Genomic DNA, 12,674 nt, shown 5'->3' with positions numbered 1-12,674 from the left:
GCAGCCAACGCTGTCTTCGGCTATCGGAATTCAGGACTGAGCGTTGAGCCAGCCTTGCAACTCCGCCTCGGCCCTCTCCAAAGCGCTGTAGTTCAGCAACTTGCGCAAGAACGCGACGGTAACTGCGCGAGCACGAAGGTTGAATTGGCTGTCGAGGCGATCCTCCGGGCTCGCCTGGTAGACGTCAAGCTTGTCATAGAGGTGCTGCAATCGATTCTGCACACTGCGCAGCGACAGATTCCTGCGTTTCGCGATTGCCCGGTCGGTCAGACCGAGCGCGATGTCGACTAGGATTTCATACTCGGAATCGGTGAAGCTGTTGGCGTGCCCGATGCTTTTCTGCTGGAGGCCGCGCACTTCGCGATCGATTACGCATTGGCTTTCGACAAAAATCGAGCGGAGGGCCAGTTTCAGTCGCTCGTCTGAAGCGGACTTCAACACGTAGCCATAGGCTGCACCATCCGGAACAATGCGCGACACCCCACGCACATAGGCTTCGTCGGAATAGTTCGACCAGAAGAGGATGCGCGTGTCGGGGCGCTCCTTCCATATCGTGCGGGCAGCCTCGATCCCGTTGCGGCCCGTCATCTGCAGATCCATGACAATGTGTGCGGATTTATGATCGCGGGCGAGCAGCTCGCCCGCGGTGCCATTCTCCGCCTCGATGACGGTCTCGCACTCGGGGAGCGCCGAGCAGACCGCTTCGTGCAGGTAGGAGCGGTGCAAGGGGTCGTCCTCCACGATCAGAACCTTCATCGCTGTTCCTCCCGCTGAATGGCTGGCCTTTCCGCGTTCCGGTGGAGCGGCAACGAAACGGCTACCATGGTGCCGCAATTGTTGCGCCCGGGGCCGATCGTGAACTTCGCCGAGATGAGTCGCGCCCGTGTCTTCATGTTGTCGATTCCGCCGCCGATGCGCCCGCGGTGCCGGGCAATACCGTATCCGTCGTCCGCTATCTCGATCGCGAGCTGCCCGGCCTCGACTTTGAGACGGACGGTGATCGCGAGTGGCTGAGCGTGACGCACCGCATTGTTGATAGCTTCCTGGGCGATCCTGAACAGCGCGACACTGACCGTCGGCTCCAGAGTTTCGAGGGTGCCCGCGGTCTCGTCGACGAGCGCCCATTCAATCGGCGTGGCACTGTCGCGGACCGACCGGTCGAGATGGTTCTCGACGGCCTGGGCGAGGCCGAAGAGCTGCAGAATCGACGGCTTCGCCTGCTCGATGATCTGTCTCAGATCCTGCATGCAGTGCTGGAGCCCGCGCGATACCGGCTCGAGCGCTTCGCCGGTCACCTCGCCGGAGCGCGCCAGCCGGTCGATGCGGCGCGAGAGGCGGGTGAGGTCGGCGAGCGTCTGATCGTGGAGGTCCATGCCGATGCGCTGGCGCTCCAGCTCGAGCGCCTCGGTCAACTTCAACGCCCCCTGCCGCAAGCCTTCCTCGCGTGCCCGTGCTTCTGCCTCCACGATCGCCGATTGCTGCGCCTGTTCGGCAGCGCGCAGCGCAAAGAAATAGGGCGCCAGGAGGTCGGCGATGATGCGCGCGCGGTCGACATCCTCCACGGCATAGAGGCCCGGCGTCTGCGACGAACAACTCAGCGCCCCGATGATTGCTCCCTGAACCTTCAGCGGCACGTGCACGCGACTGCGCAGCGACTGCTCGATGATCGGCCGCTTGAAGGCACCCTCGAAGTGGAAACGCGGATCGTTGACGGCATCATCCGTCAGCAGATGGTCCACCTCGCCCCAGAGCAGGGTACGTATCGGACTGTTGGCGACCGGCGCCGATGCGACATTACCCCAGGCGGTGTCCATGCCGGTTTCGTAGGCCGTGTGGTAATTGCCGTCGACCATCAGCATGCAGACGTCGAGATGGTCGTGTGGGATGATGTGCGCTATCTCGGCCGCGACCGCACGGATAGCGGAACGGAAATCGAGCTGGCCGGCGAGCAGCCGCGAAATACCGAGATAATGATCGACCAGTGCGGCCGGCGCCAGATGCGGCATGTCCGCAGTTCCTCCCGCGATCGCGTCCGTGCTCCTCCAAGTCGCGATCGTCTGCTCAGTTAAGCGCCCGAGACGGCCTCGCGTCTTGCGTAAACCCGCATCCCCTCGTGCAAAACCCGCAAACGTCTTGCCTTGTGCCGCCTGTACAGCCGCCCCGTTCTCGCTCATCCTGCCCTTACTGAGAGGAGGAAGCTCAGTATATTCCCTTAAACCGTAGCCGGTTTAAGGGAAAGAACATGCAGCAATTCAAAGTGCTGCGGCGACCTTCGTGCGTCTGAAAGACGCACGGCGCTGTAGTGCAAGCATTAATGTCAGCCGCGCGCGAGCAGCAGCGGCAATGAAGCGATCCGATCGTAGGACGGATTCGGAGGGAGGAGACATGACAATTCGTAAGATGCTTCTGGCGTCTGTCGCCGTCGCGTGCGCAGCCATGCCGGTATCGGCTATCGCCGATACATCGGGCAAGAAGATTGCCCTTTCCAACAACTATGCCGGCAACTCGTGGCGGCAGGCCATGCTGACGAGTTGGAATAAGGTGACGGGCGAGGCGGTCAAATCCGGTGTCGTTGCTGCCGCCGACGCTTTCACGACGGCCGAGAACCAGGCGACCGAGCAGGCCGCGCAGATCCAGAACATGATCCTGCAGGGCTATGACGCGATCGTCCTCAACGCCGCGTCTCCGACCGCGCTCAACGGTGCGGTGAAAGAGGCGTGCGACGCGGGGATAACGGTCGTCTCCTTCGACGGCATCGTGACCGAGCCCTGCGCCTGGCGCATCGCCGTCGACTTCAAGGAAATGGGCCGCAGCCAGGTCGAATATCTCTCGAAGAAGCTGCCGCAGGGCGGCAATCTGCTCGAGATTCGCGGCCTTGCCGGTGTTTTCGTCGACGACGAGATCTCGGCCGGCATCCACGAGGGCGTCAAGCAGTTCCCACAGTTCAAGATCGTCGGCTCCGTTCACGGCGACTGGGCACAGGACGTCGCGCAGAAGGCAGTCGCCGGCATTCTGCCGAGCCTGCCGGAGATCGCAGGCGTCGTGACGCAGGGCGGCGACGGATACGGCGCCGCGCAGGCAATCGCGGCCGCAAAGCGGCCGATGCCGGTGATCGTCATGGGCAACCGCGAAGACGAGCTAAAATGGTGGAAAGAGCAGAAGGACGCGAGCGGCTACGAGACCATGTCCGTCTCCATCGCCCCCGGCGTCTCGACGCTCGCCTTCTGGGTCGCGCAGCAGATTCTCGACGGCAAGGAAGTAAAGAAGGATCTCGTGGTGCCGTTCCTGCGCATCGACCAGGCCAACCTCGAAGAGAACCTTGCCAACACCCAGGCTGGCGGCGTCGCCAACGTCGAGTATACGCAGGAAGACGCGATCAAGGTCATCGAAGCGGCCAAGTAAGGCTGCCTCGCATGCCGCGCGGCGCTGTAGGGCCGCGCGGCGAATTTTTCCCGGAGCAAGACGGCATCAATGACAGGTGATAAGCCGAAGGCGATCGTCGAGGTCGCGGACGCCAAGGTCAGTTTCGGAGCGGTCAAGGCGCTCGACGGCGTGACGCTCGCCATCAGCGCCGGCGAATGCGTGGGCCTCGTCGGCCATAATGGGGCCGGTAAATCGACGATCGTAAGCGTCATCAATGGCGGCCTGGCCCCGCATCAGGGCAGTATTTCGGCAGACGGCGACATCCTGGCGCATTACGGCATTAATGCCGCCCGGGAGCGCGGTATGCGTTGCGTCTTCCAGGAACTGTCGCTCTGCCCCAATCTAACCGTCGTCGAGAATACCCGTATCCTGCATCGTCATCTCGGCGGCTTCGGCTGGCGAAAACGTGCCAAGGAGGTGATAGAGCGGAGTCTCGATGCGGTTTTCCCAGGACACGGAATAGCCAGCGACAGGAGCGTCGGCGAACTTTCGATCGCCGAGCGGCAGATGGTCGAGATCGCCATGGCCTTCTCCGATGCCGGTGTCGCGCCGCGGCTCGTCATCCTGGACGAGCCGACCTCCTCCCTCGACGCCAGCCTTGCGGAGCAGATGCTCGCCTATGTCCGCCACTTCGTCGCCGCCGGCGGATCGGTCATCCTGATCTCGCACATCCTGAATGAGATTCTGTCGACGGCGAGCCGCATCGTGGTCATGAAGGACGGTCGCATCGTCGCCGATAGGCCTGCCGCGGATTGGACCGATCAAAGTCTCGTCGAATCCATGGGTAGCGTGGTGAAAGGCGAGGCGCATCGCCGCGCGACCCGCGATCTCGCCGCCGCGCCCGTCGTTATCGCGCAGGGCGGCCGCGGCATGCCGTTCCGTGCGAAGCGCGGTGAGATCGTCGGGCTTGCCGGGCTCGCCGGCCACGGCCAGACGCGCATGCTGATGAAACTTCATGCCGCCAAAACCAGCGACTGGCTGCCGCGCCGCGACCTTGCCGTGACCTTCGTGGCGGGGGACCGGCGCTTGAACGGCGTCTTTGAACTCTGGAGCATCCTGAAAAATCTCTCGATCGGCTCCCTCGGTGATCTCGCCAAGCGCGGGGTCGTGAATGCTGCAGCCGAGGCGGAGCGAGGCGCCGACTGGAAGCGCCGCATCGACATACGGACCCAGGATCTCGCCAATCGCATCCTGTCGCTCTCGGGCGGCAATCAGCAGAAGGTGCTGTTCGCACGGGCGCTCTCTACGCGCGCCCCGGTGGTGCTGATGGATGATCCGATGCGCGGCGTCGACGTCGGCACGAAGCAGGAGGTCTACGAAATCGTGCGCCAGCAGGCCGCGGGCGGCCGGACTTTCGTCTGGTATTCGACGGAGATGGAGGAGGTCTGCCTCTGCGACCGCGTCTATGTTTTCCGGGAGGGCGCAATCGTCGCGGAACTCGCCGGTGATGCCGTCACCGAGGAGAATATTCTCGCCGCCTCGTTCCGGGGAGCAGCGGCATGAGGCTGACGATTTCCGCGGACGCGATCCGGCTGGCGATCCCAGCCCTTTCGCTGACCATGCTGCTTGCCGCCGTGTTCTGGCTGCAGCCGCGCGCGATGAGCTACATCGGGCTCAACCTCCTCTTTAATCTCGCCGTTCCGATCGCGCTCGCGACGATCGCGCAGATGCTCATCATGGCGGTCAACGATCTCGACCTTTCGATGGGCACGTTCGTCAGCTTCGTCGCCTGTGTCACGGCGACCTTCCTGCGAGACGCGCCGATCATCGGAGCGCTCATCCTTGCCGGAGTAGTCATGGTCTACGCCGTGCTCGGCGTCGTCATCCACCTGCGCAATCTTCCGTCGATCGTCGTGTCGCTGGGGATGAGCTTTGTCTGGGCCGGGCTCGCCGTCCTTCTCCTGCCGGCGCCCGGCGGGCAGGCGCCGGATTGGGTGCGCGCGCTGATGACGATGAAGCCGCCCTTTGCCCCGATGGCGATCGTCGTAAGCGTCGTCATCGCCGCCTCCGCCCATCTTCTCGTCGTGCGCTCCTCGCTCGGTGTACTGATCCGCGGCGTCGGGGGCAATGAGCGTTCGGTCGAACGGGCCGGCTGGTCGGTGCTTGCCGCACGGGCGGCGGCTTACGGTCTTGCCGGCTTCTTCGCGGTTCTCGCCGGCATCGCGCTCGTCGGGCTTACCACCTCGGCGGACGCAAATATCGCGCTTCGATACACGCTGCTTTCGATCGCCGGCGTGATCCTGGGCGGCGGAGAATTCATCGGCGGGCGCGTTTCGCCGATCGGTGCCGTGATCGGCGCCCTGACGCTGACGCTTGCCGGCTCGTTCCTGTCCTTCCTGCGCATCTCGCCCGACTGGCAGATCGGCGCACAGGGAGCGATCCTCATCATCGTGCTGGCGCTGCGCCTGCTCCTCAATAGAGTCGAGAAGCGGGAGAAGGGCCGATGAGGATGCTTGACCGTGTTTCTCGCAGGCCGTGGATTTGGTCGTGGCTCGCTGCCTTCGTCGTCTGGTTCGCCACTATCATGGTGACGGGCGGCGCAAGCACGCTCGACCTCTCCCAGGCAGCGCTCACCTTTGCCGCCTTCTCGATCATCGTCGGCATCGGCCAAATGTTCGTCATTACGCTTGGCCCCGGCAATGTCGACCTTTCGGTCCCCTCTACGATGACGCTTGCGGGAACGGTGGCGCTGAAGCTCATGGACGTGGACAATGCAATGATCGTACCGGGACTGGTCGTCGCCGTCCTGATCGGCATAGGAGTGGGAATGCTGAACTATGCCCTTATAAAGGCACTGCGCATCCCGCCGATCATCGCGACACTGTCGGTGAGCTTTATCGTCCAGTCGGCTGCGATCTGGACCAATCGCGGCTTGCGCATCAAGCCGCCGAGCTTCCTTGCGGACTTTACGACTGCCAATAGTTTCGGGCTTCCCAACGTCGCTATCATTGCTCTCATCATCTCGATCTTCGCCTGGTTCCTGCTCGGGAAGACCGTCTACGGGCGCTGGATTTCGGCTATCGGGCAGAGTATGGCGGCCGCGAAGATGGCAGGCATTCCGGTCGACGGCACCCGCTTCGTCACCTATGTCTTCTGCGCCGTGCTTGCCTCGCTGGCCGGTTATCTGCTCGCCTGTTTCTCCGGCGGCGCAGCGCTCAACATGGGATCGGAATATCTGTTGATGTCGATCGCCGTCGTCGTCCTCGGCGGCACGGCGGTCGCGGGCGGCGATTCCAACGTGCCGGGCATATGGGGCGCCTCGCTTTTCATGTTCTTGGTCGTTTCCATGCTCAACACTTACGGGCTCGGCGCGGGCATCCGCCTGATTATGACCGGCCTCATCATCATCAGCGTCATCATGCTGGCAGGCGGTCGCCAGCCGGGTGCGCGCTAGCGGGATAAAGAAAGCACCATTCATGGCCAAGAACCCGATCTACCAGATTCATGACCCGCGCTTCGCCCAAATGATCGTCGGCAGTGCCCGCCTCGAGGAGCTCTATACCGGCTGCCGTTGGGCCGAGGGCCCTGTCTGGTTCAGCGATGCCAACCAGCTTCTCTGGAGCGACATCCCGAACCAGAGGATGCTGCGCTGGACGCCGGAGGGTGGCGTCTCCGCCTTCCGCCAGCCTTCGAATTTCGCCAACGGCCACACGCGCGACCGCCAAGGGCGCTTGATCTCCTGCGAGCATGGGACGCGGCGGGTGACCCGCACGGAGATCGACGGCTCGATTACGGTGCTTGCGGAAAGCTATCAGGGCAAAAGGCTCAACTCGCCGAATGACGTGATCGTACGATCCGATGGAACGATCTGGTTTACCGATCCGACCTACGGCATTCTCTCGGACTACGAAGGTTATCGTGCCGAGCCGGAACAGGAGACCCGCAACGTCTACCGGCTTGATCCGCAGATCGGCGAGATCGAGGCCGTCGTCACCGACTTCAACCAACCGAACGGCCTTGCCTTCTCTCCCGACGAGAAGATCCTCTATGTCGCGGACTCCGGCGCGAGTCATGACGAGGGCCTGCCGCGCCACATCCGTGCCTTCGACGTTGCCGCTGGCGGGCTCGCCGACGGCCGCGTCTTCGCGACGATCGACAACGGCATTCCGGATGGCATCCGGACGGATATGGCGGGAAATCTCTGGTCGAGCGCCGGCGACGGCGTCCACTGCTTTGCGCCGGACGGCACACTCCTGGGCAAGATCCTCGTGCCGCAGACCGTTGCAAACCTCACGTTCGGCGGGCCGCGCCGCAATCGCCTCTTCATCGCTGCGACCACTTCGCTCTATTCGATCTATGTCACGGCCACCGGTGCCCAAACGCCGTGAGAATTCGCTACTGCATGTTTCCTTAAATCGTACCCGATTTAAGGACAAAAACATGCAGCCATTCAAAGTGCTACAGCGTCCTTTGTGCGTCTGAAAAGACGCACGGCGCTGTAGTAGAACACTGAACGGGTGAATGCGTCGCGCATCCCGGCTGAAAGCTGCCATGGCCGCTGCATCGGCGAGTAACGGAGTGCCGCTCGACGTTTTCGCTTACGAAGCTATCTACCTCCTGAGCAGCGGGACGCCTTTTAGTCCTGCACTTGCCGCTCCGTGGCCATCTGATCGGAGGGAGAGCCGATATGCTGTTCCGTCCTGCGAAAGCTCTCGCCGCAGCGACCATGCTCCTTGGCTTGCCGGCGTTGGCTGACGAGACCGTGCGGATATCCGGTTGGGGCGGGTCCGAGGTCGCCATTGTCAACGGCTTGTTGACCAACGTTCTTGCCGAAAAGCTCGCGAAAGAGGGCATCACGGTGAAGTACGAGCCCGTTGATGGCGACTTTTCGCAATTCATTATCAACGGCTTGTCGGCGGGCACCGCTCCGGACCTTTTTTACGTCGATGTCTTCTGGGCGCGCTCCATATTCAGCGCCGGTCAAGCGGCCCCCGTGACACAGGACGTTTCCGGTTTCGCAGCCAATCTCCTCGAGGCCTTCACCTATGACGGGAAGCTTTACGCCATCCCGAAGGACTTCAACGCGCTGGCCGTACATTTCAACAAAGACATCTTCGACGATGCGGAGGTTGCCTATCCGAGCGACGACGATACGTGGACGACGCTGCAGGAGAAACTGCTAGCCGTGCACAAGGCTCTTCCGGAGGTCGATGGCCTCTGCATCGTTCCGGAATATGCCCGGTTCGGCGCGTTTGCATTGTCGACAGGCTGGTCCCCTTTCGATCGTCAGGGAAAAACCGTGCTCGACGAGCGTTTTCGTCGGGCTTTCGATTTCTACACCGGACTCGTGAAGTCCGGGGCTGCCGTCATGGCCGCCGACGCAGGTCAAAGCTGGACCGGCGGTTGCTTGGCGTCCGAGCGGGCTGCCATAGCGATCGAGGGCGCCTGGATTATCAGCGCCCTGCGCGATAGTGCTCCCAATATGAATCTCGGCACTGTCCGGATGCCGAAAGACCCTGAAAGCGGCAAACGAGGCAATATTCTCTTCACCGTCGGTTGGGCCGTCAACGCGGCCTCGAAGGTCAGTAAGGCTGCTGCAAAAGTCGCCACGCTCCTGACCACGGAGGAAGCCCAGCAATGGGTTTTCGAGCAGGGGCTGGCTCTCCCGAGCCGGACGGGCCTCGCTGACAACCCTTGGCTGCGGGGCGGCCGGCCCGAGCAGATGACAAGCCGAGTAATTCTCGAGGGCCTGTCGGACGATCACGTCACGCCGTATTTCTTCGGAGACGTCGGAGGAAGTTGGATGCAGCCGATCAATGCTGCGCTCAATTCTGTGATCCTCGGGGAGGCGGATGCAGACACAGCTTTGGCATCCGCGCAAAGCGCCCTCGACCGGATGTTCGCAAAATAAGGCTGAATTGCTCTCGGGTCGAGCGGTTAGAGGACGCGTGAAGCAGGGCACCCGTGGGAGGACATGCATGTTGCGAGTTAGTTCAGACGAGAGGAGTGCTTGGCTTTTCGTGTTGCCCTTCACAATCTCGATGACGCTGTTTTTCGTCTACGCGATTATCCGAACAGCTTACTACAGCTTTACCGAATACGACTTGTTCAAGGCTCCGAGCTTCGTCGGGCTGTCCAATTACATTGCACTCGTCTCCGATGAACTTTTCCTCATCGCCCTGCGGAACACGATTGGCTTCTCGCTGATCGTCACAACAGTCCAGACCGTGCTTGCGCTTGCCCTGGCGGTTCTCGTGAACCATGCCGTCCGGGCGAGGGGACTCATTCGGACGGTGTTTTACCTGCCATCGATCATGTCCAGTGCGGCGATGACGCTCATCTTTCTCTGGCTCTTTCAGAGAGACGGCTTCATGACCGCGATCGTCGGCACTGTGCTTGCCTATCGCCGGCATGTCCTTTTGTTCTTCATTGGCTTCGCTGCGTTGCAGGGCGCACTCGTTCTCAACGCGCGGCGCAGCTATGAAGGTGTTTCGATCTTCGATCCCTTCTTTCTGCTCGCCGCCGCCGTCGGCGCGCTGGCGCTTGTCGTTGCCTGTGCCTTCTCGGGATTGCTGCCCGTTTTCGACAATGATCTGCTGATTTCCTGGCTGAATACCCAGCGGCATTTCCTTTTCATGCCGGTCACGCTGTGGTCCGTGGCGTTGATGAATGTCTTTACAACGGTCCCGACGCTGATGCTGTTGTTCTTGGCAGGGCTACAATCGATCCCGAGCGCCTTATACGACGCGGCCGAGATCGACGGAGCCAACGCTTTCCAGCGATTTCGCCACATAACCGTCCCCGCGCTCAGGCCGGTGACCTTTGCAGTCGTTACGATGGGCGTCATCGGTACCTTGCAGATGTTCGACCAGGTCGCGATTCTGGGAGATGCGGCGCCACTCGCAAGTAGAGTAACGCTTGCCTACTACGTTTATGAGAACGCCTTTCCGGCAGGCGCCTCTTCGCGGATCGGCATGGCAAGTGCTGCGGCGCTCGTCCTTGGCATTCTCACAATCGCTGTCGTCTACGTTCAAAAATCGGTCGGTGTGAAGGAAAGGGCCGAGTAATGGCGAGGCTAACCGCTGCCGGGGCCGTGCCGTCGCGCCGGCGCCTGCCGGCTAGCGCGCTTCGCCGCCGCCAGCTTGCGGTAAGCGCGTGGTTGTATCTGACCTTTCTGGCCGTCGCGACCATCATGGCAGGGACATTCGTTCTTGCCTTTATGGCGAGCTTGAAGGTCGACCCATTGGAAAGACCGTTCCGTCTCTATTTCGACCAGCTCAACCCGGCCGCATGGATCGCCGCCGCCCGTTTGGGGCAGGAGGGCGCGAGTGATGCATTGTGGGGAGGGTTCTCTCCTGGCGCAAAAATTACCTTCAGTGTCACTTACGCAGCGCCCGTCGGCACCACCATCGTCGAACCGAAAGCCGAGATTCCTCGTCGCCGTCCGGGGTCGGGCATCGCCGCTGCGCTCATGCGGGATTATGCCGCGGACTACGCGTCGATTGCGCTGAAAAGTTCCAGCTCGGCAACGATGCAGGTGCGTGACGCGCGGGGGGTTCGGCAGCCCTGGCAGACGCGGACATTCGTCTATGAGATCACCTATCGCACCGACCGCCGGAACGGGCCCTGGATCGAACGCACACCCCTCAATCTGACCGCTCCGTCCTCTCAAACACTTATCGACAGTCCGATTTCGCCATCGCGATCCGAGCGTCGCGGACGTCTGCTGAGTTGGGACAACATCACACCAGGCGCTCTCGGGTTGATCTTCAACAACTACCGGCGGGTGATAAACGAGACGGCTGACCTGCAGACCGGGAAAAGCCTGTTTGGAAGCTGGCTGGTCAATAGTCTTGCCATCGCCATCGGGCGCCTGGTCCTGACGCTCGTCGTCGCGAGCCTTGCCGGGTATGCGCTTGCGCGGCTCAAGTTCAGGGGCAGCCGCTTACTGTTCGCTGCATTGCTCTTCTCAATGACGATTCCGGCGCAAGTGACCTTCGTATCCAACTATCTGATCTTCAGGGATCTGTCGCTTCTGAACACCCCCTGGAGCGTGATCGTCGTTTCCGTCGCCTCAGCCAATGTCCTGTTGATGAAGCAGTTTTTCGAGGGGTTTCCAAGAGAAATAGAGGAAGCTGCAATCGTCGACGGCGCCAACCGCTTTCAAGTGTTCTGGAAAATCGTTCTGCCAAACGCCAAGCCGGCTTTGTTGGTCAACGCGATTCTCGCCTTTCAAGGCGCCTGGAACGACTTCTTCTGGCCCCTCGTGCTCATCACCAGCCCGCCAGAAGCGCTGACGGTCCAGGTCGGGCTTCTCAGCCTGCGCCGTTCCTACGGGGGTGCGCAGGGCGATTGGGGACTTGTTCTCGCAGGAGCGTTCATCTCGATCGTGCCGGTCATTGTCCTTTTCGTGCTCTTCCAGCGACACATCGTCTCCACCCAGGTCACCAAGGGCATCACGTAGCACTACACCCAAAGCGGTCCTTTGTTGGTGTCCTCGCTCTGTGCTGGAAGCGGTCCTCGCCAAAGTAGTCTATGACGCCTCGAGTTGGCTGAACCGAACCGGGATGAGTTTCCGCTCCTCAACTTGTCCTTGGTCATCCTTGTCGATGACGGTCAGCACCTGTTCTTCAGATCCCAGAGGAAGAACCATGCGGCCCATTGGCTTGAGTTGCTCAAGCAAAGCGGGTGGGGCCTCCTCGGCCGCGGCGGTGACCAGGATCTTGTCGAATGGCGCGTGCTCGGGCCAGCCGCGAGACCCGTCGCCGACACGAATGCCGACATTTGAGATGCCGAAGCCCTGTAGGAGAGCCTCGGCATGGCTTGCGAACTCTTCGATGATTTCGACGCTCCAAACTTGCCCGGCGAGTTGCGCGAGGATTGCGGTTTGGTAACCGAGACCGGTGCCGATTTCGAGCACTGCCTCATGCGGTTGGGGAGCAAGGAGGTCGGTCATGAGAGCGACCATGAAGGGCTGCGACACGGTCTTATCGAAGCCGATCGGCAGCGGCATGTCCTGGTAGGCAAACGGCGCGACCGGAGCCGGCACGAAGAGATGCCGGGGCACCCGCAACATCGCCGCCATCACCCTTTCATCGAGCGCTGCTTTGCCGAGTTCTTCGCTTGCAAGGTCGGCATAGATCGCAATCACCTCGACCATGTGCCTGCGCAGAACTCCGAGGTGCTTTTCGTTCATTGGCTTCATGGGGTGGGCTTTCCTCAGCCAGTCGGCCGCCAGAGAGACCTCTCAACATTAAAGGGGCACGGACATGCGATGGCAAGATCAAAAAGCGAACGATGGCGCCCCATGA

At 61.6% G+C, this 12,674-nt stretch carries 11 protein-coding genes; 8 read left to right on the top strand and 3 right to left on the bottom strand.

Annotated elements, in window-relative coordinates; translation table 11 throughout:
- Positions 1-30: 30 nt before the first annotated feature.
- Positions 31-756 (bottom strand): response regulator transcription factor, encoded by a 726-nt coding sequence (locus M728_RS21895; RefSeq protein WP_026621138.1) that lies wholly within the window; start codon positions 754-756, stop codon positions 31-33.
- Complete coding sequence (locus M728_RS21890) at positions 753-2,006, bottom strand: sensor histidine kinase (protein WP_026621139.1); 1,254 nt, start codon at positions 2,004-2,006, stop codon at positions 753-755. Before M728_RS21890 ends, M728_RS21895 begins: the two co-directional genes overlap by 4 nt.
- A gap of 379 nt (positions 2,007-2,385) precedes the next feature.
- Between M728_RS21890 and M728_RS21885 the strand changes: the two genes are divergently transcribed.
- The 8 genes from M728_RS21885 to M728_RS21850 all read left to right on the top strand — a co-directional run bounded on the left by M728_RS21885 (position 2,386) and on the right by M728_RS21850 (position 11,827).
- Positions 2,386-3,402, top strand: a complete 1,017-nt coding sequence (locus M728_RS21885) for an ABC transporter substrate-binding protein (RefSeq protein WP_026614892.1) — start codon at positions 2,386-2,388, stop codon at positions 3,400-3,402.
- A 69-nt stretch (positions 3,403-3,471) separates the two neighbouring features.
- On the top strand, positions 3,472-4,926 hold the full coding sequence (locus M728_RS21880) for a sugar ABC transporter ATP-binding protein (protein ID WP_026621140.1): 1,455 nt from the start codon (positions 3,472-3,474) through the stop codon (positions 4,924-4,926).
- Positions 4,923-5,870, top strand: a complete 948-nt coding sequence (locus tag M728_RS21875) for an ABC transporter permease (protein WP_026621141.1) — start codon at positions 4,923-4,925, stop codon at positions 5,868-5,870. The genes M728_RS21880 and M728_RS21875 overlap by 4 nt, the downstream gene beginning before the upstream one ends.
- Complete coding sequence (locus M728_RS21870; protein WP_026621142.1) at positions 5,867-6,817, top strand: ABC transporter permease; 951 nt, start codon at positions 5,867-5,869, stop codon at positions 6,815-6,817. The genes M728_RS21875 and M728_RS21870 overlap by 4 nt, the downstream gene beginning before the upstream one ends.
- A gap of 22 nt (positions 6,818-6,839) precedes the next feature.
- The gene (locus M728_RS21865) at positions 6,840-7,751 is read left to right on the top strand and encodes an SMP-30/gluconolactonase/LRE family protein (protein WP_026621143.1); all 912 of its coding nucleotides are present in this window, start codon (positions 6,840-6,842) and stop codon (positions 7,749-7,751) included.
- A 299-nt stretch (positions 7,752-8,050) separates the two neighbouring features.
- Positions 8,051-9,274, top strand: coding sequence for an extracellular solute-binding protein (locus M728_RS21860; protein ID WP_026622678.1), 1,224 nt, complete (start codon positions 8,051-8,053; stop codon positions 9,272-9,274).
- Between the two features lie 67 nt (positions 9,275-9,341).
- Positions 9,342-10,430 (top strand): carbohydrate ABC transporter permease, encoded by a 1,089-nt coding sequence (locus M728_RS21855; RefSeq protein ID WP_026622679.1) that lies wholly within the window; start codon positions 9,342-9,344, stop codon positions 10,428-10,430.
- Positions 10,430-11,827, top strand: a complete 1,398-nt coding sequence (locus tag M728_RS21850) for a carbohydrate ABC transporter permease (RefSeq protein ID WP_026622680.1) — start codon at positions 10,430-10,432, stop codon at positions 11,825-11,827. The genes M728_RS21855 and M728_RS21850 overlap by 1 nt, the downstream gene beginning before the upstream one ends.
- A gap of 69 nt (positions 11,828-11,896) precedes the next feature.
- Here M728_RS21850 and M728_RS21845 read toward each other — a convergent pair whose 3' ends face one another.
- Entirely contained in the window at positions 11,897-12,568 is a 672-nt protein-coding gene (locus tag M728_RS21845) for a protein-L-isoaspartate(D-aspartate) O-methyltransferase (protein WP_026622681.1), read from the bottom strand.
- Positions 12,569-12,674: the final 106 nt, after the last annotated feature.

The sequence above is a fragment of the Ensifer sp. WSM1721 genome, assembly GCF_000513895.2.
Lineage (GTDB): Bacteria > Pseudomonadota > Alphaproteobacteria > Rhizobiales > Rhizobiaceae > Sinorhizobium.
This window is presented reverse-complemented; position numbering and strand designations above follow the sequence as displayed.